The sequence below is a fragment of the Litoreibacter roseus genome (assembly GCF_009811795.1).
Taxonomy (GTDB): Bacteria; Pseudomonadota; Alphaproteobacteria; order Rhodobacterales; family Rhodobacteraceae; genus Litoreibacter; species Litoreibacter roseus.
Map to the genome: position 1 here is coordinate 1 of NZ_BLJE01000007.1, position 24,950 is coordinate 24,950.

A 24,950-nucleotide genomic window follows, 5' to 3' on the forward strand; every position below is an offset into this window, starting at 1 on the left:
AGATCCCTGGTCGGATCACGACCGTCGTACCGACATGGCGCGACTATTTGGTGATCCCGCTCGAGGAGCCAGCGCAGCAGAACGATGACTTCCTCCCACAGAACCGTGAAGAAAAACGTGTGTTCGCACGCTTTGCCGCCGAAGGCTGGCAGGCGGGCGTCGAACAGGCCGACGAAGCGCTGGAGTTCAACTTCGCACGGCTCCGGCGCGACTATCTCGGCATGATCGAATATCGCCGCCTCGTGCAGGCCGGATTGATTACTGAAATGATCATTCGTGATTCCGAGCGTCGGGCGACGGGCGAAGGGGACGAGCTGTTCATCGGTGAGCGTCGGGTCCGCATCGTCAACGCGGCACAGTTCGTGCGTGATCCCTCGCAGTGGCGTCCCCTCCAGCGCCGGTTCGAAGTGATCAAATGATCGACTTGAACCGCATCGATATGAGTACCGCGGACGTGACTGCCCCGGAGTTCAACATCCTCAAGGACGAGCCCAACCGGTTCGATACCGATCTGGACGCCTTCGACCATTTCCTGGTGGGGGCCGCACTCAAGGGCGCATCCGATATCAATATCAGCGCTGATCTGCGCGTGCGGGTCCAGCTTCATGGGGAACAGAAGTTTGGTACGAAACGGCCCCTGCTCTTGCCGGAGGCCCAAGCCATGCTGGCGCATCTCTGGACGGCAAACGATGCGATGTCGCTCGTAAGTGCAGGCCGGGCATTGGACTTTTCTTACGAGAAAAAGATCGACCGAAAGCGCAGCCAGAGGTTTCGGGTAAATGCTGTCGGCGAGCAGCGCTTCGGGACCAACGGGGTGCAAATCACCCTGAGGGTCCTTCCGGATAAGACACCGACCTTGGAGGAAGTTGGTCTTGAGGAAGAACTCCATGACAGGCTCGAACCCACGAGTGGGATCATCGTCGTCGCAGGCGCGACCGGGCACGGAAAATCGACCACGATGGCGGCGATGACCAGATGCCATCTTGAGAACGCCAAACGATCCCGCAAGATCGTCGATCTTCAGGCCCCTATCGAATACACATTCCGTGACATCGATACGGATACAGCTGATACGCCGTCGTTCATCAGCCAGTCCGAGGTTGGCATCGGGCGCAACATCCCGAACTTTGCAGAAGGCATACGCGCAGCCATGCGCCGTGCGCCCGCGATCATCAACGTTGGCGAGAGCCGTGATCGCGAAAGCATGGAAGCCTGTATCGAGGCTTGTTTGACCGGGCACCTGGTCAACACGACAACGCATGCTGGCTCCATCGCAGAGGCCCTGCGGCGTATGGCGTTCCTGTTTCCGCCCGAGGAGCAAGCCGTTCGGTCCTTCGATCTCATGACATCGCTCAATATGATCGTTTGGCAAAGGCTATTGCAACGCGCCGATGGCAAAGGCCGGATCGCGTTGCGGGAATACCTGGTGTTCGATCAAAGGATACGGAGCCGATTCCTGGATCGGCCAGTGCTTGAATGGGCAACGCTCGTTGAGGAGATATTTGCGGAAGCGGTGTGGGATCCGACCATCGTGGCGCGGTCAAAGGTGCATTCGGCGGAACTGTTGGTGAAGCACGGATTGGTGAGAGAGGCGGATGTTGAGACGATTGGTTTGGGGTCATCATCGGAGCAGCAGTCCAAGAGTCAGGTCTGAGTCAAGTTTAGGGGGATACTGCAAACTGCACGAGTTTCCGCGTTAAGCATCCACGCGGAGGTGGACATCACAATAGTCCTGCACGGCCTCACAAAACTGCTCGACACGGGCGGGGCGCCTGGTTCCTGATGCGAGGGCGAGGTTCACCGGCAAACGTGCGGCACGCAGGTTTGGTGCAACGTCGATCAGTGTTCCATCCTCAAGGTCTGACGCAACAAACCAACGGGGCATAATGGCGATGCCGACGCCTTGCTTTGCGGCTTCATAGACGGCAAAAATGTTGTCGCTGGCCATCTTCGGCGTGACTGCGAAAGTCTTCGGTGTTCCACTCTCATCGAACAACTCAATCCGGTTTCCTTCGAAGGGACCAAGTGTAAGCCAAGGCATTGCCTCTAAGTCAATCCCCGCATGTTGCGCCAGACATTCCGTTGTTCCGACGACAAGGCGTTCCACTCGCGCCAGCTCACGCACGATGAGCGTATCATCCGGAACAGAACCGATCTTCAGCCAGCAATCGCACCCTTCCTCGGCAAAACGGATCGCATCATCGCGCAGCCACCAATCGATCGTGACATCGGGGTGATCCTTCATGAAGTGCGTGGCAGACTTGATGAACAGGCTCTGGCCAAGGGCGACCGGAGCGATGACCCGGATGGTGCCCATCAGCGCGTCATCCTTGCGATGACGATCCTTAATCGCCTCCCACTCTCCTAGCATACGCCGGGCATCCGCCAATAGCTCCAAACCGTCTGGAGTGAGCGTCACGTCATGCGTGGTGCGGCGTATCAACACGACGCCAAGTCGGTTTTCCAATGCTGCAAGTTGCCGGGAAACTGAGGGCTGCGATGTCCCGAGATCACGCGCGGCCCCGGAGAGCGACTGCCGCTCGGCGATCCGTACGAAGGTTTCCAAAAGGGCGAGGCGGTCAAATCGGGTGCTCATACGATCAACGTATAGCAATCTTACTTTTCATGCTACTACCGCGTCTCTTGGTGATGGGTATGTTCCGGGCAATAGAAACGAAAGGACCCAAGACATGACCAATGATCCGAACACGACCTTCATATTCCTGAACGGGCGGATCGTGAACCGCATCGGCTATGGCGCGATGCGCCTGACCGGCCAGCCTCGCAATTTCGGCCCCTACGCCGATTGGCAGGGCGGCATTGACCTGCTGCGCCGTGCGCGCGATCTCGGTATCAACCACATCGATACAGCCCGTGCCTATGGCCCGCATGAGAACGAAAAGCTGATCGCCGATGCACTGGTGGACGCCGATGGCAGCTATGGCGAGATGTTCATCGCTTCCAAAGGCGGTGTCGAGAAAAGTGCCACAAGCCTTGCGAGGGATACCTCCGCTGAAACGATGAAACGGCATCTGGAAGAAAGCCTTGCAAGCCTGCGCACGGACAAGATCGACCTCTACTATGTACATGCGCCGGACGGCATCACATCGATTTCTGAGAGTGTGGCAGCATTCGAAGAGATGCGGCAGGCCGGGAAAATCGACATGATCGGATTGTCGAACGTTACCCGTGCACAAGTCGAGGAGGCATTGAAAGTCGCGCCGGTTGCGGCAGTGCAGAACCGCTATTCCCCCGCTGATGAACGTGATGAAGAACTGGAAGAGATGATCGACTGGCTGAACGAGCAGGGCATCGCTTTTGTGCCGCATGGTCCGTTGGGTGCAGACCCGATGAAACAGGGCGCAACAGTCGATCCGGGCGAAGCGCTGCGGACCCTATTGGCGCGAGCACCGAACATTCTTGTCATCCCCGGAACGACGACAATCGCGCATCTGGAAGACAACGCAAGCGTATTGGCAACCTGACATGCGCGGAGTGCTGGTCACCTGGGCGGCAGCTTGGCCAACTATCACGGCCCTGCTGTTCGCCCTCGACGGAGTGCTTGGGCATTGGCCGCTAGCCCTGCGCACGCTTGTTCTGACCGGCCTCATGGTTCCCGCGATGACCGTCGTGATCGTTCCAGCGTTGAACCGACTGCTTGCTCATTTCTCGAAAAACTATCGCAAAAGGTGTCACGCAGACACCTAAACCACAGCCAACAAAAACTCGGAACCGCTTTCAATTTGCGCATTTCCTCGTGCGTGGGACTGTCACCTGATACCCAAAAGGAGCCAGACAATGAAACTTCCCATCCTGACTCTCGCAGCGGCAGGTCTGTCCTCACGGCTGTTCGACGGTAAGCCCACAGCGTTGCTGCGCTGCGAGGAAGGTCCGGAGTGAGCCCAGAACGACCGATGCTGCACTGCGCGCGAATGTCCGCATTCATGGACGGTTGCTTTAGTTGATATGCTGTGTTCGGATTTAAGAGAGCAGCGGTTTTGGGACAGCACTTGTGGAAGGTTTCAGTTGAGTACTCCAGAGCGGAAATCAGTTATTCTGGCCGCGGATGTCGTTGGATATTCGCAGATGATGGATGAGAATCACCAAACTGCATTGGAGGCTCTCAGAGACGCTCGCGACAGTGTTATCGAGCCATGTATTTCGAGTGGCGGCGGCGAAATTGTCAAGCGGCTCGGGGACGGATGGTTGGCAGCATTCGACGCGGGTGAGGAAGCCTGCGCATCGGCACTCGAGATACAAAAACAGTTAACTTTTGATGGAGCCCCGGCATTGCGCATCGGTATTCACGAAGGGACGGTGAGCTTTGTCGATGAAGATGTTTTTGGGAGCGGCGTTAATATCGCGTCGCGGTTAGAAGCGCTCGCAAAGCCCGGTGGCATCGCAATCTCCGATGTCGTCTTTGCGAACTTGCCGAAGGATTTACAAGTTTCTTTTGAGAATGCAGGAGCGCGGTTGCTGAAAAACATCGCAGAGCCCGTAAAGGTCTGGGCGTTCGGCGGGATTCCCCCGACCGGCGGTTCCTCGGAACCAATTTCCGTACTGCTAGAGAATTTTGTCGAAAGATCATCGTCCAGCAAAATGGCCCCCGACATACTGGATGCTGTGGCAATAGAGCTTGAAAAGTACCGATGGCTGAAGGTCCAGCGAACGGATGATGACGCTGCAGCTTCGAAGTATTATTTGAGGGGTACGCTTCGCAGGTCGGGTGAACGGGTACGGGTCACGGTTGACCTATCGGCACGTCATGACGGGCGGCGGCTCTGGAGCGAAAGATTTGACCGGGTCGTCATAGATGAATTCGAGCTCGTGGATGAGCTTGGTATGATGCTTGCACGGCGGATAAGCGCGGAGATCGACACATATGAAAAAATGCGAGCCGAGATGCGTCCTCCAGAACAATTGAACGCTGCCGAACTCAGTGCGCGGGCGAATGATCTCATGTCATCAGGCCTACCCGACGCATTTGACGAAGCGGACGCTATGCTGACACGGGCTGTGGCGCTCGAACCTCGGAACACTTCGGCTTACATACAGAAGTCCTTTGTGGGCTACCGTAAGGCGATGAGTGGTGCGTGGCCAGTACACCCAACGCTCGCGGCAGCTTTGCAACCCGCCATGGAAGTCGTTCGGATTGATCCAAAAATGCCGGGTGGCTATGTCATGTTGGCGAGCGTTTACGGCATGATGGGGAAAACAGAAGCCGCGTTTGAATCGGCGGCACAGGTCGAACGCTTGAACCCCAATGCCTGGGGTGCACCACATGGAAAATCCATTGCTTGTACATTTGCATCCCCAGATTGGGCTCAGACACACGACCCTGACGGTCTGCAACTGCTCTCGACCGCTGAACGTACTCTAGAGTTGGCAGAATCGTCCAAATTTCGATCTGGACATCTTTTCTTTCTGGGCATCGGTCAGCTTCTGCACAACGCCGAAAACTTGCAGCCCGCAGTTTCCACATTGGAAAGGTCAGCGGGTGCTGCTGGCGCTACTTGGTGGCCAAGTCTATTTCTTGCACTAGTGGAACTGCGGCGGGGCAAAAGACCGCTTGCGCAACAGCACATAGCCGCCGCGCATACACTGTTTCCAGCATTTTCAATGTCCGTCATCGCCGATATTTTCGAGAGAAGCCGCATTTGGCCACTCTGGCGATTGGAATTGGCCCAATTGTCAAACCTAGACCTTTCAACCTAGTCGGTCTTCTCAACGCTGAGAAAGCGGGGCCATATTTTACACCACAGAACAGTTAAATGTAGTTGTTTCAAAGGGACTAAACTTAATTCTAGACTCTCAAAAACAGCCCTTGGCGCAAGCGCAGCGAATTCACACTTTGTCCCGCATCCTTGCCGTTCGAAGACCTCTCAGAGCGTCGCAATCTCGTACCGAACGTCTCCGATGGCTGCTTCGAGCCCAGACCTACCACGAGAGCTTGAATTGCGCTGTCATGGAAGCCATTCTCAAAAGATAACTAGAGCGGGTATTCGAGTGCTATGCAAACCTTAGAGCCCCCAGATAAGATGCTTGAAGCATTGAGGCGGTTTTGGGGGAATGACAGCCGCATAGAAGACGTCAACGCGGACACACAGATCGTTACCGATTTGGGTATCTACGGCGATGATTTTTCCGAATTTTATGAAATCCTTAGTGAAACTTACGGCACAGATTTCCTTGTTCCCGCTGAGTGCGTTCCCAGCGAATTCGGTTGGATGAGAACACTGAAGGGATGGCTACCCTTCGTTGAAACAAAAAAAGCGATTCCAGTAGCTTCGCTCTCAGTAGCAGAACTGGATGCGATTATGTGTGGCAGAGAAAGTCATGCGAACAAATAGGCGAACGCTTGGATGGCAGCTAAGTCCGCACAGCAGCCCTAAACCGAATTCATCCAGCCAGCATTTACACAGCGCCCATTCACGACGAAACTCCCGCCCAAGGGAGATCGGTTTTGTGTGTAACCTCTATTCATTGAGCAAGGGCCAGGCGGCCATCAGGGAACTGGTCAAAGTCTGGGAAGATCGGACCGGCAATATGCCGACTCTGCCGGGTATCTTTCCCGACATGTTCGACCTGTCGTCCGGCAATCCTCAGAGGGCCGGGCCATGTCCATGATGAGTTGGGGCATGCCTAGCCCGAAGTTCGTGCTGAAGAACCGCAAAACGGACTCCGGTGTCACCAATGTACGAAACACCAAGTCACCACACTGGCGTCGATGGCTCAAAACAGAACACCGATGTGTCGTCCCTTTCACCAGTTTCTCCGAGTATGAAACCCGCGACGGCAAGAAGATCCCCATCTGGTTTGCCCTCAATGAAGAGCGACCCCTCGCCTTCTTCGCGGGCATCTGGACGGAGTGGACGTCCGTCCGTAAACTCAAGGAAGGCGAGACCACCAACGATCTTTTTGCGTTCCTGACGACCGATGCGAACGTAGAAGTCGGACGGGTCCACCCCAAGGCAATGCCGGTGATCCTGACCGAACCTGACGAGATCGACACCTGGCTGCGCGCCGATACGGAGGAGGCGCTGACGTTGCAAAGGCCCCTGCCCGATGGCGCGCTGCAGGTGGTTGCGGAGGGCGCAAGACGGGATCCCGCCGAAGACTGATGCTGGATGTTCAACATCTGTTCTTTTGACTTCGATTGCGCTACGATCGTCGCACTATGAAACCCATCCTGAACATCCTGCGCTGGTTCAAACGCACGCGAGAGACCCATTCGACCTTGGGCCATTGGGTGCATTTTCTCGGCCAATGGATTGCTGTTGGTCTGATGATCTATTGGTGGCGTGCGATGCTGCATCTTCTCGATACAGTCGAAGCATTTGTCGCAGGTTGGCGTACAAGCACCTGGGAGGGGTTCGGATTCTTGGACGGTTTGTGGGCGATCCCTGTCCATTTGGTATCCGAGCCTGTCTATTTCGGCCAGCTTTGTGCGATCACCTTGGTTTGCTACCTTACCGTGAATCGTCAAGGGTATGGTGATCGTCTGGAGCCGCAAACGCGCTTGAACCACGGTGGAGCTAAAATCTTTGCGACGATGATGCTTTTTCGCCGTTAGTCCTTGGCTGCTTTGTTGCCGATCCGAAGACCCTTGGCGCGGTGGTTAGACAATCCGACATTGCCGGCTTGGGCTAGCAGTCCGCCGGTAGCCGCGCCTCCTTGATATGAACCCGCGACTGCGGCAGCCCTTGCTGTCATTGCCGTAGACGCCCCGAGGTCATCGCCAATGCCGTCGATCCACTTGAAGACGCGCGCCGGGAAGATGTTGATCAGGCTAAAGGTCCAATCGATGATGATGACATAGAGGACAGCGACAAAGACTGTCAGGACGGCCATGACAAGAAAGTCCGATAGGAACCCGAACGCGCCGGGGTCCGCCGCCATCTGCGAGCTCAGTGCGGCAAACATCATGCCATTGAGCGAGAAAGCCGCAACGCGGAACAGAACCATCCCAAGCAGGAACCCGAACACCATCAGGAGTGGCGTGAGAAAGAGCATCAGAAGCAGGGACCAGCCCTTAAGCGCGATGTTGGAAGAGATGCCGTGCCCGTCCATCGAGAGCATTGCCACGGCCCAAAGCGGGGCCGCGAAGACTGCTTCGATAACCAGCAGCATGAAGGCCAGGATTGCGATCAGCCAGATGATGGCAGGGAGATAGGGCAAGATGAACCCGACAAAGATCGCTGCAAAGATGCCAACCTGAAACAACCCGCTGGTCAGCGACGCAAGTGTGGCCGGGATCGAGCCGAAGACCGGAACGGCAGAGGCCGTAGCCAGGACCGCGACCGCTGCGACCGAGTAGGTCAGAAACGTCGATGCGAAAGCCATGAGGCCGAGCATCGGATCTATGGTGATCGAGTCAGGCGCCAGCAGTTGGATGCCTTTGAGCAGATTGGTCGGCGGTGGCAAAAAATTCTCCGGCGAGGAGGCGTCGTCACCGGCATATGCCCTTTCTGTGATGAACTCCCGCAGTCCAGCATTGGCGGCCGCCTCGTTCCAGGCAGATACGCTCGCATTGTAGCTGGCCCCGATGGACGCGAGGATTTTCTGTGCATCCCGGTCCGCGTTACTCTGGAACCAATAGGACCGACCGAGCTCTGTCGCCAAGGTATTCTGCACACCGCCGCTTAGGGTCGTTGAGATCAGGGTTCCTGGTGTCGCCGTCGGAAACATCGATGCGACCGCGTTGGCATCACCGGATATTTTGCTGATGAGCATGTAGTAAGATCCCGCCATCATCCAGCCGCCGGTCTTGAGATCGCCCGCAATCGCCGTCGGTGCTGACAATGCGCCGGACCCATCTGATCCGATGGCCCGAATCTGCTGCGTTACCGGCGTGCCGCTCTCGCTCTGGACGAGTTGGGAGAGCGCGTTCGGATTGACGATCGGGTTAACGATGGCCGAATGCTGCGTGCGCAGCTGACGCATCATCTGCGCGAGGTTTGGAGTATCGGCAGGAGTGACAGGTTCGCGGTTGGAGATTTTGGCGGCAACCGTCTCGGCCGAGCCGCGCATCGTCGCGCGCAGATCGTCGATCAGATCGCGCATCTGGGCATTGATCGCGTCCATATTGGTTGAGGGGCTGATGCGTTTGAGCGCCGGTGTCGCAGAAGGCAAGGTGATCGATCCGCAAGCCGCGGTGATCGTCGGGGTTGAATAGGTCAAGATCTGGGGTGTGTATCCGTCGATCAGATCGGTCGGTTGAGCGGGTTGCAGACCCGACCAGACGCCGCCGCTGACAAGCTGCAAGGCTCCACCTTTGGAGACCTCGTGGTTATAGGCGGCGCGGCAAAACTCCATCCGCCAGAGTTGCTGTAAGAATCGGGCATCGGAGGCAACGTAGTCTGTCCCGACAATGGGGACCTCATCGGCGATGATGAGATCGGCGGTCTGGTTCCAGAAGAAGCTGCCCGCCGCCGTGCCCGCTCTCACGACATAGGAAATCCCATGCTGGACGCCATTGTATCCATTGCCGAGGGGGATCAGCAGGGCGAAGGCGGTCAGAACCCGGATAGGGACCCAGATCGTAGATTTTTGGCCCAAGATGACGCCCTCATGGGCAGAGTCCAGCGTCCCCTGAAAGATGTTGTAGAGCAGAAACAGCGCGCCGATCGCGAGGAACAGGATGTTGAGGGACAGCATCAGAAGCGAGATCACCGTCCGATCATTGGCCGCAGGACCCGGAAAGAGATCACCAAAGATCAGGTTGAAGAATGTGTTCGAGCGATCATCGCCGTCGCCGCTGAAGATATCCGGGACAGAGATTTCTTGAGCGAGTGAAGGCCCTGCGAGCGACATCAGAACGAGGCCCGAGAGGAGAATGAGCGCTGTGGGGCGTCGGTGGGGGGTCATTTGGGGTCCCCTGCCCTGCGGTCGGTGCTGATGCCGCGGTGGCGCTCCGGCAGGATGATCTGCACGTTGCGCGGCAGGCGCGAGCCCAGATAGTCGAGGAACCCGCCGAAGCGACCTTGTTCGAGGATCCAGACAAAGAAGTCTGCGCGGACCGCACGGAACAGCGCGAAGAGGAACAAGGTCACCAAGCCGAAGATCAGGTATTTTGATATCTGCAAGAAAACGGCGCCGACGGGGATCGCCAGCACGGCGGCAAGGGCCGCATACTGGAACCAAGTGCGTTGGAGTTGCCAGCCACGATATTGCTCGCCCAGCTCGAACTCGCTCATGTTCTCGGTCATGTGTTGGAACCTCGCGATCCCGCCATCGGGATAGCGGCCCGAGAGGCCGAAGCGGTCGAACGGCTTCGGTCGCAGACGCCCGGCCAGATCACCGAAAAAGTCCGCTCCTTTCCGCGCGCCGTCGAAGGCCCGATGCAACCCGCCCCGTCGCGCCAGGAACCCCGCCGCCCGCCGCGCGCGGCTCGGTTTTTCAGAGGTGTCATGCGTCGGGTCACTCATGGAGATCAGTTCCCGATCGGCGCGCCGCCGCCCGCCCCCTCGATGCCATCGACGTAGGTCGCGAGCTGGGCCGCCTCAACGGCCGCAACGCGGCGCTCAAGGCCGAACCGTATCCAGTTCACATGCAGGTTCAAGGCTTGCGTGAGCAGGAGCTCCCGTTGCACGGACTCCGGTGACATCCTGGCGATGGATTGGTGCCAGTCGGGGTTTGCAAAACGGGAATGCACAAAGATATCGACGGCCTGCAGGGAGGAGACCTTATCGCCGACATTGTAGGGATAAGCCGGACCCGCCGCGTTTTGGGCCCAGGTCGCGAGTTCAGTCCCGCCCGTCGGCGTCGCGATGTCGCCGAGATAGGTGAAGACCGCATGGGAGGCCGACCGTCTTGTCGCATCGATCTGGCGTGCCGCGATCCGCGCCAGACCGGTGGGCGTCTGCGCCTCTTGCGTCGTGATCGGCTTTGGCGGCAGCGGATCGACCATGTTGTTGATCATGCGCGCATAGGCCTGCGCCACTTCCTGATCGGAGGTATCGAGCGTGATGGCCTCCGTCAGAAGCCGCACATCCGAGGTCGGATCGGCGAAACCCGCCACATTGCGCAACCTGTCGCGATCGAGCTGGATTTCTTGCGCGAGGGCGAGGCCGCCCTGGCGCACTGGCTCTCCGGCCGCACCGTTGCCGTAAGAGCGGTTGCGCGAGAGATTGGCGATGTCGATGCCGCCCACGCCCTGGCTGGTCTGCCCGCCGCCGTAGTTTTGGATGCCCGAAAGATCGATGCAGGCGGAGACGGCCGGATCGTAACGCCCGCCTTCGGCCGCGGCGCGGATCACCTGGCGTTCGCGCAGCACGGCGTTCTGGTCTTGTGCTTCGGCGATGCGCGTCTGTGCCTCGGTCTCGCGTTTTGAATAGGCTGAGAGCTGGGCGACACCGCGCAGGATGTTATCGACAATGTAGTTGCCGACCTCGGTCGTGTGATTGTTGACGTTGATCCGTGCATTGCGAACGATGTTGGCGACACCACCGCAGGAACAGCCGCCGAACGCATAGCTTGGGGTGGCAATGCCGATGGCCGCGACGGTGGTTGCCAGCAGTGACAGGCGGAAGGACAGTCGCGCGTTCTTCTTGGTATTCTTAGTCTGCATCTGACTGACCTTTCTCGATCTCGCCCGCGGGGTTGCCGGGTTTCTTGTCGATGATGTCCTGGACGGCATCGAGGTTGTTGTCCGTCACCGTCGACCCTTGCGGCGTGACCCCACCGCCCACCTGCCGTGCGCCCGGCTCGGGAACAGAGGTTTCCGGCACCTGAAACGAGGTGAAGCGTGTCAGCAGGACGAAGGCGACAACGGCCAGTACGATAGCGAGCGCAATCCAGCGGGACAGTGTCATCTTGGAAAGGACCTCACTCATTGCCGCCTCCGTAAATCAGCTCGTAGACCGCATCGAGATTGTTGGGGCTGACCGTGGTCCCGTTGACCGTCACGCCCGTGCCCTGTTGTCCGCCGCCCACGTTCAGATCGACGCCTCCGATGGTGGTGGTGGCATTGCCGGTGAGCCCGCCAATAGGCAGGAATTCGAAAGTGGGGAGTTGCAGCAGGTCGGTGATCTGCGCCGTCAGCTCGTTCATCTTACTTTGGGCGAAGGAACAGATCTGGTCTTCCACGGCGGAGACGGCCGCCGCGAAGATGGCCTGCAGGTTCGGAACCTGGATCGCGATGTCGAGATTGACGTCAAAGAGATTGTCGAGACACCCCAAAGCCGCGATTGAGGCGGGCGGCTTGAGCGCTTCCTCGCCGCGCAAGACTTCGGATTCAATGCCTGCACGGATCGCATTGGTGAGACTGATCTTCACCGTGTCGGTGCATCCCTGACCGTTCGAGGGGAAGAGCTGGATAATCTGGTCGTTGTCTTGCGCGGCGACTGGCGTGGCCGTTTGCACGATGCCGAAACAAAGCACGGTCATCGTGGCCCTGAAGAAGTTGGATCGTTTGGTCTGTCTGATCATCAGTTTACTCCCAGCGTTTGACGTTCGCCCTGAAAGGGCGGTGTTTCGCGGATGAGGACCGGGCGTTTGGCCCCGAAGCCCGGAAACCCGTCTGTTTCTGAATAGGGTCCGCCCGTGCCGTAGCCGCCGGCGTAGGATGTTCCACTCGCGGCCCCGATGCGATTGAGCAGGTGGGATTGCAGCTCGGCGTAGGACGAGAAGCCGTTTGCGGTGAGGTATTCGGGCGGAAACACGGTCGGGTCAAAACCTGAGGCGACCCAGTCGTTGAGCGCGCCAGCACCCAGAAAATGCGCGGCTGTCAGCAGGCCTTCTTGCGTGAAGGTAACGCCATTCACCGTTTGACCGGCCAGGCCGAGGGTTTGCGATGACAACGAGCTAAGGTTGCGGTCGGTCAGTTCCCCAAAGGCTTGGTCCTGCAGGCTGTGCCCGGAGGTGGAGTTCAGGAAATCGCTGAGCGAGGTCACGCCCTGACTGCGCGCGGCGTCCGTCCATTCGTAGTTGGCCCAGCTCCCGCGCGAGCCGCCGGTGTGCCGGACATAGCCGAGGCTGGCGAGAGTGCCTGCGGTGATCTGATAGGCACCGGCCGCAGTCCCACCTTGGGTGTTGAGTGCACCATAATTGCCGCCGGACTCTTGTGTGCGAATGAGGTCGGCATAGGTCGATGCGAGCGCGGCCGTTGCGAGACCGATCGCAACGAGAGCGGCAAGAAGAACACGTACGGTCATTACTGCGCCCCCGCGATCCGAACGATTTGGACGGGCACCGAACCAAGACGTTTGCCGGAGCTGGACGACACGATGGAGATGCCGTTGCGCGTCAGCAGTTCGATCCCCCGAAACGCCTGTTCGTCTCGTATGCGTCGCGACAGGCCAACCTCGCCCTCGAGCGATCTCAGGACCCGGAAGATCTGATCGTCAGCGTTGACGAGATAGACGGGACAGGTCGATTGCCCGCAGATTGCGGGCGAGCGGACGGCGATGATCTTTCCCAGATAGCCGTTCATGTCGACGTCATAGACATCAACCTCAGGCGGGCCGAATGCGGATCGATCACCAGCATCAAAGCCGCCGCTGACCTGTTCGGCCACGAGTGCGAGTTCTGTCTCATTTGCATCGCGGCGGGTCAGACCGTCTTTGGACGGCTCTGGCACGTAGTTGCGCGCATTCCAGGACCAGAGCCGATCATCGGTGATGATTGACTTCATGCCGGTAGCCGTGACCCCGGTCAGTCCCAGCCGTTCTGAGCGCGGCTGGCGGAAGATTTCCAGCCATTGCTCGTTGTGAAAAAGCGCCACCTGCAGGCAGCCTTCGACGCATCCGCGATCGTTGCCAAGCTCGACGAATAGCTGCTCGGGATCGTCGCTCGGGGCCTCGAGCCAGACGCGGACGGCGCGCACGTGGGAGAATTCCTGACCGTACATGCGACGGGCGATCTGGGTGGCCTGCGGGTCGGCATCCGCGAAGGACACGGTTTCGGTCTGAACGGGACTGGCGGGTGATTGGGCCATGGCCGGTCCAGCCAACGCAACCAAAGCGGCGAAGCACAGCGCTCCAACTCTCATGGCGGTCCGGCTGGTCATGCGTAGGCTCCTTTCACCAAAGTGTCTGCAAGCCTGCCGATGACATTCCCGCGTACGGTCTCGTCAATCATCTGGCCGCTCGCCATGAGCTGCTCGAGTTCGGCTTCGATCTCGGGTTTGGCCGATCCGGAGGGGAAGCGGCGCGCGAGGATGCGCCGCGCCTCGGGGCTGCCGAGTTGTTCGTAGAGGAGCGCGCGCAGCGCTGTGTCCTCGGCCGTGGTCGACAGGGCCCAGAGTTCGATCGAGCCGAGCTGGTTGTAGAAATGCTGCACGTAGGTCTGGGACTTGAGCTTGAAGATGCCCACGATCGGCGCCCCCTGCCCCGCTTCGGGACCGCTTAGACGTGAGATCACGGGCCGCAACGTGTCGGGCAGATCGTAGGTGTCCATGACCGCTTTGACGCTGTCGGCGGTCGGCACGTTGCACAGGAAGATGTTTGTTGCTAGCTCGCGGATCGACGGGTCAAAGTCGCCAATGAGCTGGCTTGCGAGCGAGATCTGGACCCCGGCCTTGCGCCCCACGCGCACGTCCGCGACCATCTGATCGCGTATGCCGAGCCCGCCGGTGAGGTGGTATTCGTCGATGCAGATGCGTTTGGGCATCTGGCGGTTGTTCTGCCAGCGCAGCAGATGATGCGCTTTGACCGGCTCAGGCAGTGCCGAGGCCTTGATCTCATCCTCGTCGAGCCAGAAATCCGAGGTCAGCGTCTGGCGCGCCATCATGTACATCACGGCGGTCTGCTTGCGGCCGCGCGCGCCCGTGGCCTGGGTCACACCGGCCAGGTCGAACGCGACGATCCGCGCGTTCGAGATGTCAAACCGCGTGGGACTGGCGAGGATGACATATTGTTTGATCGCGGCCGTGATGAGGCGCTGGAACGCCCCGACCAAGGGCTCCTGCGTTGCGTGCACGCGCATTTCTGCGAAGGGCTCGCGCACCGTCTCGGCGTTCGAGATCGGCACCAGGTCACCGAGCACGGGCACCGCGAGCCTTTGCGCGAGTGCTGCCGCATGGAAATCGCCCTTGGCAAAGAGGAAGTCGACGATCTCCCACCAGCTCGTGGCCGTGTCGGTCTCAAAGCCATGTGCTGCGAGGGTCTCATCGACCTGGAGGTCCATGCCCACCGAGTAGCGCTTCGGGCTGAACCCGTCGGAATGCACCCGATAAGCCTCATCCACGCAGGCTTCTGCCATCTGGGAGATCCCATCGTAGGGCGCGTCTCCGTCCTCCGGCGTGCAGATCAAGGCGATGAGGTTGATGAGGAACACCCGTTCGTGGGCGAAGGGCTTGCGACAGCAGAGCTGTGTGTCGAACGGGTTGACCGCGTCCTGTTCGACCATGCGCAGCCGATGGAACATCGCCTCGTGGCGGCGTTTGGGCGGAAGTGCATCCCGGATCAGACTGATGAGCCCGGAGGAGGACGGGCCGATATCGATGATCGAGATCCGCGGCAGGAGGGCTGCGTCGTCGTGATCACTCCCGGCCTGCGGGGAGAGCGCGACGCCGAGGTTGATCGCGTTCATCAAGACGGATTTGCCCGATCCGGGCGTGCCGACCATGATATCGACGCTGGCGTTCTGCTTGGAACTCCCCGGCTGATAGGGAAATGGCTTGCCGTCAGCCGTCCGAAACACGATCGACCCCTTCTGCCAAGGGCATGCTGGCCGCGCCAACGGTGCCATGGCCAGCACGTCCAGAAGGTCCGCGGCACAGCTTTCGGCCGTGGACGCAGTTGAGAGACCGAGGGCCGAGGACATTACGCAATCGAGCGGATCCCCCGCTGTAGCATTGGTCTGGCTGTTTCCCCAGGATCGAACCATCTCTTGCAGCGAGGCCACATGAGCCCTCAAGAGCCCGATCTCATCCGCAGGCGCCCATGCGCAAAACGACGTCCGCCAGCGCACGACCGTGTTGCCGTCACCGTCGGTCTGGCGCAGCCGATCAAAGCTTTCTTTGATACGGCCGTTATGTGTGGGGGCGGTCCATTGCAGGAGGCGGGCGAGTTGTTCGCGCAGGACCTGACCGGCGAACCCGCCGCTCTCGATCAGCATCGAGGCGCGCCAGGAAATCTTTGTTCCGTTTGAGACGACGCGTCGGATCAGATCGTTGAAGGGGACCACGATCTCTGGGGGCAACGTGATGTCGAAGCCGGAGAAGGCGGTATTGCCGATCTGCACGACCTTGCTGTCCAGGACTTCCGCGTGATCCGCAAAGAGCTGTTCTGAGAGCGTCGGCCAGACGAGGTTCGACAGATCCTTGCGCTTGAAATGCCGATCAAGCGTCGGCATCCGTGCGCGCAAGGCGTCACCGGGCAGGACCGCACGCCAAGGATGGTTCAGCCCAAGCGTTTCGGGCGCGATCACTTTGCGGATAGCATTGAGGGCGGCATAGGTATCGAGGGTGTCCAGAACGATGCCAGCGCCGCTGAATTCCCGTTCGAGGGCGGTCACGAGGCTTTCGTGTCTGACGGAGAGCCCCTCGAGTGCGGCATCCGGGATCTGTCCCAGCGTGAGTGGTGGGGCCGCTTTAAGAATATCCGAACGCGTCTTGAGGCTGCGTGTGCGGTCGTCGCTGGTGAGCAGTGCTGGCCGGGTCCAAAGTGCCAGATAGCACCGCTCTCCGTGCACCGCATTGGGCAGCAGTCTGCGGCGTTCTTCCAGCAAATCATGCAGATCCAGCGCGTTGCTGCGTGCGATGCGTGACGTGTCTTCGATGATGGTTTCGATCTCGCGCCGCCCCAGTTCGGGGGAGTGACCGAACCAGAATTGCAGCGCGAGACCAGGCTTTGAGAAGAACGGAGAGAGACCAACACGCAGCCTGTCACAGGCCTCCGTGATGTCCTGTTCGCCGGGAAGTGAGCGGAACCCCTCAAGCCGGAACAAGGTGACCATCGAACCATCATCGGCCAGCAAGGCGTGCGCGCCATCCGCGGTCTCTAGACGGCAATAGCTGTCGAGTGACGCGTTCAGCGCGTTGCGGCCGAGATAGGCCGCTGCCTGATGCCAGAAGGCCACCATCTCATCCGCCCCTAGTTCAGGGACCGGAGTTGGCCGTCGACCGTCGACTGATCGGCGCCCGTGCCAAAGATCGAAGCCACGCCCACGTTGAGGAAGGTCGGGATCGCGATCATGCAGGCCGCGGCGATCGACAGCATCAGGATGCGGCCCACCTCGACGGAATTGTCATTGCTCGTGCGCGAGCGCCGGATCATCGCCATCACAGCCATGATCCCGAAGGCGATGCCCAGCACGAAGGAGATCGTCCCGAGAATGTCGGCGAAGGGCCCAAGCTGACTGGTCCGCATATCAGTGAAGATGTCACCGAAGGTCTGGGCCGAGGCCGTGCCGGGAAGCGAAAGAGCCAGTATCGCCGTTGCGGCTGCAAGGTCGGTTGGTTTGACCGCGCAAACGCGGCGGAGGTTCAGGATGCGGTGACACAACATGGGGGATGTCCTTTCATGGTCCGAAGAAAAGGTTTTCGAAGAGCCCGACCGTGCGGGGGAGATCGACGGCCATCACGCCCGCGATCATGTGGATGAAGCCCTTGCCCATGAGGCCCTGGGCGGGCAGATCGGTGGATTTCACGCAGAGGAAGAGACCGCGCACGACGGCAAGTAAGCCGATGAACTGTGCGACGCGGACCAGTGCGATCAGGATCGCCTCTCCGGGAGCACCGGCCACGGGAGAGAGCATCTCCGGCGCATAGGCCATGATCTCGCTGGCGGCACTCGCCGTTGTGTTCGCGGCTCCGAAGAGCGATGCGATCCATGCCGAGAGCGTGAGATCGAGCGAGATGATTAACAACCCGAACCCGACATAGGCTCCCGCCTGCCAGAACCCGTGGCGACGGTGATGGGCGTGCATCCTCTCCTCGGCCGTGATCATGAAGAGGCGCACCCCCATAATCACCAGTACAATCCCCAGAACGAAACACAGCACAGCCACAAACGCCTGCGCAGGCGACAGGATCGCGACGACACGCTGAAAGAAGGCGGTCAGCTCGTCCATGTGTGGCGTCCCATATCACTGCCCCTGCCCTTCGGAAGTGGTCACCGGGGTCACGACGACCCGTTGAGGCTGATCCGTCCCAACCGATATCGGGGTGACTTGGACGGGGAGGTTTTGCTGTGTGGCGGCGTACGCTCCGACACCTGCGGGTTCGTCCCGCAATTGAAGGCCGCCCGCGAGGAGTTGCTGGATCGCTGCCCCATATGTCGCGTCGAGGCGACGGCCCTCTTGCAGCTGGGCGATGATGCGGGGCAGCACCCCGTCACGACCTGACAGCGCCTCCAGTTCGGCACGGAGTGCGAGGTTGTCTTGGACAAGCGCATTCAGGTCTCGCTCAAGTGGTGCGATGTCAAAACGAACCGTTTCGACGGCTTCAACCGGTTCACTGGTTTGCGCGCCACGGTCTCCCCAAGTCTGCCAAGCGATCGCCGATCCCGTCGCTGACATGACGAGAAACCCGAGGCCGACCATGGCAACGCCTGCGCCGGCAAGGCGGGATTGTCCCACACGTCTTGATCTATCGGCTTGTTGCATTCTGCACCCCCTGGATGGCGGCCCATTGAAACTTGAGGATCACCGCCATCGATAACCGGACTCACACTGGATCGACTTGTCTTATATCTTTATATATAACGATATAAGTAACGATGTAAACCGGATGTTAGGGAATTGAAACGCCCGCCGTTCCCAAAGGAGAAAACCTGATGCAAACCCCACAAAATTGGATGAATCGTCGCCCCGGCGAACATGGAACACGGCGTTTGATCGTCTTGGGAATCACCGCAACGTTCTTTGGCGGGTCCGCTCTTGCACAAGAGTCGACATGGAAAGAGAACTTCTCCGCCTGTGCGGGGAATTCTCCCTTTATTGAAGGTTTGCTCGCATCTTCTGCGCAGGATCACCGGCCGTTGATGCGCATCGCTCAGATGCAGGCTTGGGCGATCACGGGTGAGGACGGAAAGCCGACCGTCGCTCTGACGACGGATGATGGTCTGACGATCATCGGCAGGATCGTCGGGCCGCAAGGAGAGGACATCTCCGGCGCCTTGCTCGGCTTGGCGCCCACTGTTGGCGGACCTGAAGTCACAGACGTCGAACGCGCCTTTCCGCTATTGGGCAACGAAAGCACGCAAGTGACACCCGCACCGCAAACAGAACTGTCAACCGCAGACGCGCTATCGTCTGTCCTGAGCAATCTGCCTGCGTCGCGTCCACCAGCCGCCCAACCGGTCGAGGCACCCGGAACGCTGCCAGCAAACGAGCTGGTCAGCGCACCGATCACGGCATCGGCCGACCCGACGCCTGAGGTCCAGGCCGGAATGAACGCCATCTTCGACCAAGCCACAAACGAGCGGATCTGGTTTTCTGCGGCAGAAGCTAAGCCGGGCGCGCCGGTCGTTTACATGCTCGCAGACCCCGAATGCCCGCATTGCCAATGGACCATCGATCAGATGCACGCCCAGATCGGCGCGGGCGACATCGACCTGCGTATCATTTTCGCGCCGATCACTGGTGTGGAAGGGTTCAACACCAGTCTTTCGATCCTGCATGCGGACAACGTGGCCGAAGCCTTCATGTCTCACATGACATCCAAAACCCGTGGTACGGCCGCCGTCGTCCAGATGGACACGCAAACTGCTGACCGCGCGGTCGTGCAAGGCATCGTCGACAACATCAACTGGATGCGGGCCAACAGGATGCCAGGCGTCCCCTTCTTTCTCTTCATGACGGAGGACGGAGCCCGTTTTGCCTTCTCCGAGCTGCCTTCCGACATCCTGACGATCGCAAAGGCGCTTTGATGGGCGGCGACAGCGAACACCTTGCCCGGACCGAAGCCATCCTGCGGAACGCCCGCACGTTCGAGGCGGCCTATAAGGTCATGGCCAAAATCGCGGTGGCGCTCGGAATATCGACCTTGGCTCTGGCGGCCTCGACAGCCTACCTCGCCATGTCGCGTCCCGAACCACGCTATTTTGCCACCAGCACGGATGGGCAGATCCTCCCGCTCGTCCCATTGGACCGACCCCACCAGACTGCAGCGGAGGTGAGCAACTTCGCCGTGCGCGCCGTTACGACCTCCCTGACTTACGACTTCGCCAACTACCGGTCGGACTTCAACAACGCGCTGCAGTTCTTCACCAAACCGGCCGGCTGGAATCAATTCGTCGATGCGGTGCAGGAATCGCAGATGCTGGACTTGGTGCAGCGGCGACGCCTGAACACGACCGCTGTCGCCAACAACGCGGTGATCGTGCGCGAAGGGGTCAACAGTCGCGGCGTCTATGAATGGATCGTCCAGATCCCGCTGCGCGTCACCTATCAGTCCGCATCGGAGGTGACCGGCCAAAACTTCCTGATCACCGTCAACATCGAACGCCTGCAAACCTACGAGTCCCCCTATGCCATGGCGATCTCCCGGTTCATCGCAGCCCCCGGAGGAGCCTAATGCCGCGTAACATATTCAAAACAAACACGAACAGTCGGCAAGTCGCGTTCATCGCGTTGCTGCTCACGACAACGCCCGTTTCAGCGCAACAGATCCTTCTCGATGAGAATGGGGATGAGACCGTGCCACCCAGCACAGCGGTTCAAACCCCCCTGCCCGCGCCCAGCGTCCGTCCGACCGCGACACTGCCAGAGCAGAACACAGACACCACCGTGGTCACGATCGAGAACGGTCAGCCCACTACGACGCCCCCTGCCCTGCCGATCGGCCAGGAACCGGTCTCACAGAACGAGCAAAACCAGCGCGTCCAACCTCAACCTCTCCAGGACCGCACGCCAGTCGGCCAGTTTCCCATCATCGGCGCGACCGAGTTGTTGCAAAGTCTCGATGAGCTGGATCGTCCCCTAATGCCAGAAGAGATCACGGCCTATGGCGCGGCCCTGCAAAGTCAGTTCCCGATGACGCCAGAGATGATCCTCGATTATCGCCGGAGGCTCGATGAAAGCCAGAAAGCCGCAGCCACACCACCCTCTGGACGCTTTCCAAACGCGATCACGGATGCCGTCCATCTCAGCCTCGGGCCAAGCCAAGCACCCGAAGTTCTTTTGACCGGTCCCGATACAGCAAGCGTGATGGCGTTCTATGACCGGACGGGCCGAGCCTGGCCCATCGCATCCTATGTCATCGGCAGACCGTCCAGCTTCCAGGTCTATGCGATGCAGGAAGGATCAAACCAACTGGCGGTCACACCGCTTGTGCCGCACGGGTTCACCAACATCATCGTCTCTTTAGTGGGCGAGAGCCGTCCGCTCGTCTTTGACGTCCGCACGAACTCGCTCAACACGCATTACCGGCGGGACTTCACCGTCGACGGGCTCGGCCCGAATGCGGAACGCGCCTCCCCTACCCCGTCAGCACGCGAGCCGCAGGTGCGCGCTGCCAATGACGTCATGATGGCGTTTGCGACGGGAACGGACATCCCAGGCAACGCAGAGCGTCTCTCGACCGACAATCTGGCCGTGCGTGCATGGCGCTACGACGGCGCTTTGTATCTGCAGTCCCGAGAGACCGTGATCTCCCCACCCGCCTCGCAAATTTTGACGGCAGCCGGACAAGTCAACGCCTACAGGATCAGGCCCACCGCAATCGCCCTTCTCTCGGTGAACGGTGTCGTCACCAAAGTGAGGATTTCCCAATGAGCAAAACCGATGAACCAAAAGCAGAGAGCGAAGATCAGGAAGCACCCAAGGCGCAAAGTACGCGACGCATCGAACGGCCTCGGAGCCGCGGTTTGCTCTCGTTCCGCAATGTCGCGCTGCTGAGCGTTCTCGCCGTCGGCGGTGCTGTGGGGTTTGAGCTCTGGCGCAATCCAGACCTGATCGGCGACAGCCGAATCAGCGGTCCGCCAAACGTCAATACAACACCCGCTGGAGATCAGCTACGAACGTCGGAACGCTATGAGGACAATCTCAGAAGACAGAACGAGCAAGGTGCTGAGGAGGCTGCCGATGACGGTGGCTCGTTCATTGCAACGCCCGATGAACCGCTGCGACAGATCGATGAACCGGTCGTCACCGCTCCGGCGAACACGAACCGGCCCCTTCCACCGGCCAACCCACGCACGCAACCCGCGCAAGAGCCACAAACGATCGTCATCGAACGGCCGACCGAACCCGTCCGGCAGCAACCCACAGCCCCTGCCCCGGAGGCTGCGCCGAACTATGACCACATCAATCAGCTGGCTCAGTTGATGGCGTCGCAAAAACAGGGGCTTCTGCAATCGTGGCAGGTGCAGCCGTCTGGCGTGACCGTTGTGGTCGAGCAGGATCTTCTGCCACAACCCACTTCGACGTCCACGACTGACGACCTAGCAACGCAAATCGGCCAAGATGCACGTGCGCGAGAGTCAGCAGGAGAGATCGTTGCTCGCGCGGGGGATGTCGTATTGGCCTCCACGATCATCACGAACGATAGCGACACACCGGGGCCGGTCGTCGCCGAGATCCGGCGCGGGCCACTCACGGGGACACGTCTCGTTGGTGGCTTCCAACCCAACCAGAACAACACCTATCTCGTCGTGCAGTTCGGTACGGCCGTGCTTCCGGACGGGACAGAGATCCCCGTTTCGGCCTATGCGGTGGATGCGCGTCAGAAATCGCTTGCGGTGCGCTCAGACATGGATCGCCGTCTGATCCAGCGATATGCGCCGAGGGTGGCAGCTGCGTTCGTATCCGGGCTGGGAGACGCGCTGTCTGATACAGGCAGCACGGTCGTCGATCTCGGCGGCGGTGTCGGCATCTCACGCCCGCAAGCCACTTTCGAGCAAGGCGTCTATCAAGGGCTTGCTGAAGTCGGAAACGATCTGGCGGGCGAGTTCGTGCGTTCCGCGCCGCAAGGCCCGCTCATCAGCCTGAGATCGCGCCAGATCATCGGTGTGCTGTTCACATCAAATGTCACACGGCCCTGACCGCGCATGCCAGACGAGCGCTACAACATCTACCGATCCACGATCCATTGGCGCTACGCCATGGCGAGGCCGCTCCTCGCCTTCTTCGATGCGCGCTTGATCTTCTTCATCGCGCTCTTCGCGTTCCATATTCGGTGGTGGACGTTCTTGACACTGGTCATCGCGCTGACGGTGTTTGGTGTAGCGGGCCAGTTGAACTACTCGTTGGCGAGTTTGGTCAGGCTCGTGAAGTCCAGGCTGACGGGCCGTCGGAGATCGGCTGTGCCGTATACGAGGTTGAGGCCTATGGTGGAGTATGGCCTTCGGTGAACTCGGGGTTCTGAAATTGGAAGGCCAACAAAAGATGACGGAACCAGAAGTGGCGCCGAATCGAAATGACTGAGTCGGAATTATTGATCCAAATCCAGCAACTTCGCTCTGAGGCGATTGGTTAGACCAGGCCCATTCGCGGGGGGAAACGCTCACGAGCAATCACGCAAGTCAGGTAATGCCGTCGGGAAACGAGACGCTCCGACGTTCCTTGCGAAAATCGTGACCGCGATTAAGCTATTAATTAATATACGTAATTCCTAACTTTTGACTGCAGTCAACACCGATAGTCCCTCTTTATCTTTGCTTTGTGTGAGGTGGCGATAGCAACACAATATCTAGATGATAGACGGCACGGGTGGGGTGTCTAAAACGTCTTGCGGGAAGGGAAAATCTAGCCATAATGGCGACAAAATAATCAATGTCGCAAAATTAGCGCCATTTTGGATGAGAGCAGATGGATCAAGATAGGCCGTTTCCGGCTTTTGAGTTCGACAATAAAATTCTTGCACAGGGCGCTGAGATTTCACGTCGCTTGGATATGCTGCGGCAGCAACAGTTTCCGCCTGATGCCCGCAAGCAACTGCGAAGCTTTTCTATGCAAGAGGTAGCACGCTTCCTGGGAGTTAGTCCAAACAATCTCAAACGCCTCAGTTTAGAGGACAAGGGCCCTACCCCGGAGGTTAAGAGCGGGGGTCGGAGATACTATACCGCTGAACAAATTCTTGAGTTGCGCCAGTATCTCGACAAAACCGGCAAACGGGTCACAAAAAACTACGTGCCGCGTCGCCGCGAAGGCGAGAAACTGCAAGTAATCGGCGTTGTGAATTTCAAAGGCGGTAGCGGTAAGACAACTACTGCCGTTCATTTGGCTCAGCAGCTCGCCTTATCAGGACATCGCGTTCTGGCGCTCGATCTTGACCCGCAAGCGTCTCTTTCTGCGCTCTTTGGGTTTCAGCCAGAGCTCGATAACAACAGGTCTGTATACGACGCATTGAGGTACGACGACGATCGTTGCTCGATTGCTGAGCTCATCAGCCCGACCAACTTCCCCGATCTAGATATTGTTCCCGCAAACCTAGAGCTGTCAGAATACGAATTTGAGACACCACTGGCCGCCCAGTCGTCGCGCGAAGGGAAACTGTTCTTTACGCGACTTACAAGGGCTCTGGAGGAGGTCGACGAGAAATACGATGTCGTGGTTTTGGATTGTCCGCCACAGCTAGGGTATCTGACCTTAACAGCCGTCACCGCCGCTACATCAATTTTGATTACCGTACACCCGGAGATGCTCGACCTTATGTCAATGAGCCAGTTTCTTCTGACTCTTGGCAATTTTACCAAGTCGTTGATGAAGGCGGGCGCTCAAGTTGAGATGGATTGGCTAAGGTATTTGATTACCCGCTACGAGCCAACCGACATCCCGCAAAGTCAAATGCTGGGCTTCATGCAGTCGATGTTTGCTGAGGAGATCCTCACAAACCAGATGCTGAAGTCTACTGCCATCTCCGATGCAGGCCTTACGAAACAGTCTTTGTTCGAGGTTGAACGCGCAAATTTCAACCGTGAAACATACGACAGAGCTCTTGAATCGATGTGGAGCGTAAATTCGGAGGTTCAAGAACTCATACATCGAGCTTGGGGGCGGAAATGACTCAATTGACTGCAGTCAAAAGCGTCAAAAAAAGACGGAAAAACAGTTCTCTAGAGAAG

Annotated in this window: 26 protein-coding genes; 14 read left to right on the forward strand and 12 right to left on the reverse strand. The window is 59.0% G+C overall.

The features are described from left to right. Both KIN_RS19990 and KIN_RS19995 read left to right on the forward strand, forming a co-directional pair. Positions 1 to 419 (forward strand): type IV secretory system conjugative DNA transfer family protein (locus tag KIN_RS19990; RefSeq protein ID WP_159810473.1); only part of this gene is annotated, 419 nt, incomplete at its 5' end. After that, positions 416 to 1,654, forward strand: a complete 1,239-nt coding sequence (locus KIN_RS19995; protein ID WP_159810482.1) for a type IV pilus twitching motility protein PilT — start codon at positions 416 to 418, stop codon at positions 1,652 to 1,654. The genes KIN_RS19990 and KIN_RS19995, both read left to right, overlap by 4 nt. 42 nt (positions 1,655 to 1,696) lie before the next feature. Here the strand turns inward: KIN_RS19995 and KIN_RS20000 are convergent, their stop codons facing one another. Continuing rightward, the gene (locus KIN_RS20000; RefSeq protein ID WP_159810484.1) at positions 1,697 to 2,596 is read right to left on the reverse strand and encodes a LysR family transcriptional regulator; all 900 of its coding nucleotides are present in this window, start codon (positions 2,594 to 2,596) and stop codon (positions 1,697 to 1,699) included. Between the two features lie 94 nt (positions 2,597 to 2,690). On the opposite strand from KIN_RS20000, the gene KIN_RS20005 reads away from it, so the two are divergent. The 6 genes from KIN_RS20005 to KIN_RS20030 all read left to right on the forward strand — a co-directional run bounded on the left by KIN_RS20005 (position 2,691) and on the right by KIN_RS20030 (position 7,573). Then, positions 2,691 to 3,485, forward strand: a complete 795-nt coding sequence (locus KIN_RS20005) for an aldo/keto reductase (RefSeq protein WP_159810486.1) — start codon at positions 2,691 to 2,693, stop codon at positions 3,483 to 3,485. 1 nt (position 3,486) lies between these two features. After that, positions 3,487 to 3,708 carry a putative antibiotic biosynthesis monooxygenase gene (locus tag KIN_RS20010; RefSeq protein ID WP_159810488.1) on the forward strand — a complete coding sequence of 74 codons (222 nt, stop codon included), beginning with the start codon at positions 3,487 to 3,489 and terminating at the stop codon, positions 3,706 to 3,708. A gap of 258 nt (positions 3,709 to 3,966) precedes the next feature. After that, positions 3,967 to 5,715 carry an adenylate/guanylate cyclase domain-containing protein gene (locus KIN_RS20015; protein WP_279285296.1) on the forward strand — a complete coding sequence of 583 codons (1,749 nt, stop codon included), beginning with the start codon at positions 3,967 to 3,969 and terminating at the stop codon, positions 5,713 to 5,715. A 323-nt stretch (positions 5,716 to 6,038) separates the two neighbouring features. Continuing rightward, positions 6,039 to 6,350 carry a hypothetical protein gene (locus KIN_RS20020; RefSeq protein WP_159810492.1) on the forward strand — a complete coding sequence of 104 codons (312 nt, stop codon included), beginning with the start codon at positions 6,039 to 6,041 and terminating at the stop codon, positions 6,348 to 6,350. Positions 6,351 to 6,617: 267 nt separating this feature from the next. After that, complete coding sequence (locus KIN_RS20025) at positions 6,618 to 7,121, forward strand: SOS response-associated peptidase (protein WP_243144989.1); 504 nt, start codon at positions 6,618 to 6,620, stop codon at positions 7,119 to 7,121. Positions 7,122 to 7,177: 56 nt separating this feature from the next. After that, on the forward strand, positions 7,178 to 7,573 hold the full coding sequence (locus KIN_RS20030; RefSeq protein ID WP_159810494.1) for a hypothetical protein: 396 nt from the start codon (positions 7,178 to 7,180) through the stop codon (positions 7,571 to 7,573). Here the strand turns inward: KIN_RS20030 and KIN_RS20035 are convergent. The 11 genes from KIN_RS20035 to KIN_RS20085 are packed head-to-tail and all read right to left on the reverse strand — an operon-like array spanning position 7,570 to position 18,549. Beyond that, complete coding sequence (locus KIN_RS20035; RefSeq protein ID WP_159810496.1) at positions 7,570 to 9,867, reverse strand: DotA/TraY family protein; 2,298 nt, start codon at positions 9,865 to 9,867, stop codon at positions 7,570 to 7,572. The genes KIN_RS20030 and KIN_RS20035 overlap by 4 nt on opposite strands. Next, complete coding sequence (locus tag KIN_RS20040) at positions 9,864 to 10,427, reverse strand: hypothetical protein (RefSeq protein WP_159810498.1); 564 nt, start codon at positions 10,425 to 10,427, stop codon at positions 9,864 to 9,866. The genes KIN_RS20035 and KIN_RS20040 overlap by 4 nt, the downstream gene beginning before the upstream one ends. A gap of 5 nt (positions 10,428 to 10,432) precedes the next feature. Beyond that, positions 10,433 to 11,569, reverse strand: coding sequence for a conjugal transfer protein TraW family protein (locus KIN_RS20045; protein WP_207710158.1), 1,137 nt, complete (start codon positions 11,567 to 11,569; stop codon positions 10,433 to 10,435). Next, the gene (locus KIN_RS20050; protein WP_159810500.1) at positions 11,559 to 11,834 is read right to left on the reverse strand and encodes a hypothetical protein; all 276 of its coding nucleotides are present in this window, start codon (positions 11,832 to 11,834) and stop codon (positions 11,559 to 11,561) included. The genes KIN_RS20045 and KIN_RS20050 overlap by 11 nt, the downstream gene beginning before the upstream one ends. Beyond that, on the reverse strand, positions 11,827 to 12,429 hold the full coding sequence (locus KIN_RS20055; protein WP_159810502.1) for a hypothetical protein: 603 nt from the start codon (positions 12,427 to 12,429) through the stop codon (positions 11,827 to 11,829). The genes KIN_RS20050 and KIN_RS20055 overlap by 8 nt, the downstream gene beginning before the upstream one ends. Continuing rightward, entirely contained in the window at positions 12,429 to 13,154 is a 726-nt protein-coding gene (locus KIN_RS20060) for a hypothetical protein (protein WP_159810504.1), read from the reverse strand. Before KIN_RS20060 ends, KIN_RS20055 begins: the two co-directional genes overlap by 1 nt. Then, a complete protein-coding gene (locus KIN_RS20065) occupies positions 13,154 to 14,008 on the reverse strand; it encodes a hypothetical protein (RefSeq protein WP_159810506.1) in 855 nt (284 codons plus the stop codon). The genes KIN_RS20060 and KIN_RS20065 overlap by 1 nt, the downstream gene beginning before the upstream one ends. Then, a complete protein-coding gene (locus KIN_RS20070; protein ID WP_159810508.1) occupies positions 14,005 to 17,025 on the reverse strand; it encodes a putative type IV secretion/conjugal transfer ATPase in 3,021 nt (1,006 codons plus the stop codon). The genes KIN_RS20065 and KIN_RS20070 overlap by 4 nt, the downstream gene beginning before the upstream one ends. An 11-nt stretch (positions 17,026 to 17,036) precedes the next feature. Beyond that, the gene (locus KIN_RS20075) at positions 17,037 to 17,450 is read right to left on the reverse strand and encodes a DUF6750 family protein (RefSeq protein WP_159810510.1); all 414 of its coding nucleotides are present in this window, start codon (positions 17,448 to 17,450) and stop codon (positions 17,037 to 17,039) included. A 13-nt stretch (positions 17,451 to 17,463) separates the two neighbouring features. Continuing rightward, positions 17,464 to 18,015: a hypothetical protein gene (locus tag KIN_RS20080; RefSeq protein ID WP_159810512.1), complete on the reverse strand. Its 552-nt coding sequence runs from the start codon at positions 18,013 to 18,015 to the stop codon at positions 17,464 to 17,466. 15 nt (positions 18,016 to 18,030) lie between these two features. Then, positions 18,031 to 18,549: a hypothetical protein gene (locus KIN_RS20085; protein WP_159810514.1), complete on the reverse strand. Its 519-nt coding sequence runs from the start codon at positions 18,547 to 18,549 to the stop codon at positions 18,031 to 18,033. Positions 18,550 to 18,719: 170 nt separating this feature from the next. Here KIN_RS20085 and KIN_RS20090 point away from each other — a divergent pair, with 170 nt between their 5' ends. The 6 genes from KIN_RS20090 (at position 18,720) to repA (ending at position 24,891) form a co-directional block, all read left to right on the forward strand. Further along, positions 18,720 to 19,814: a thioredoxin domain-containing protein gene (locus tag KIN_RS20090; protein WP_159810516.1), complete on the forward strand. Its 1,095-nt coding sequence runs from the start codon at positions 18,720 to 18,722 to the stop codon at positions 19,812 to 19,814. Beyond that, positions 19,814 to 20,461, forward strand: a complete 648-nt coding sequence (locus KIN_RS20095) for a type IVB secretion system apparatus protein IcmL/DotI (protein ID WP_159810518.1) — start codon at positions 19,814 to 19,816, stop codon at positions 20,459 to 20,461. Before KIN_RS20090 ends, KIN_RS20095 begins: the two co-directional genes overlap by 1 nt. After that, on the forward strand, positions 20,461 to 21,660 hold the full coding sequence (locus KIN_RS22490) for a DotH/IcmK family type IV secretion protein (protein WP_243144990.1): 1,200 nt from the start codon (positions 20,461 to 20,463) through the stop codon (positions 21,658 to 21,660). The genes KIN_RS20095 and KIN_RS22490 overlap by 1 nt, the downstream gene beginning before the upstream one ends. Then, positions 21,657 to 22,928: a DotG/IcmE/VirB10 family type IV secretion system protein gene (locus KIN_RS20105; RefSeq protein WP_159810520.1), complete on the forward strand. Its 1,272-nt coding sequence runs from the start codon at positions 21,657 to 21,659 to the stop codon at positions 22,926 to 22,928. The genes KIN_RS22490 and KIN_RS20105 overlap by 4 nt, the downstream gene beginning before the upstream one ends. A gap of 6 nt (positions 22,929 to 22,934) precedes the next feature. Next, positions 22,935 to 23,237: an IcmT/TraK family protein gene (icmT, locus tag KIN_RS20110; RefSeq protein ID WP_159810522.1), complete on the forward strand. Its 303-nt coding sequence runs from the start codon at positions 22,935 to 22,937 to the stop codon at positions 23,235 to 23,237. A 457-nt stretch (positions 23,238 to 23,694) separates the two neighbouring features. Next, positions 23,695 to 24,891, forward strand: coding sequence for a plasmid partitioning protein RepA (gene repA, locus KIN_RS20115; protein WP_159810524.1), 1,197 nt, complete (start codon positions 23,695 to 23,697; stop codon positions 24,889 to 24,891). Positions 24,892 to 24,950 lie beyond the last annotated feature (59 nt).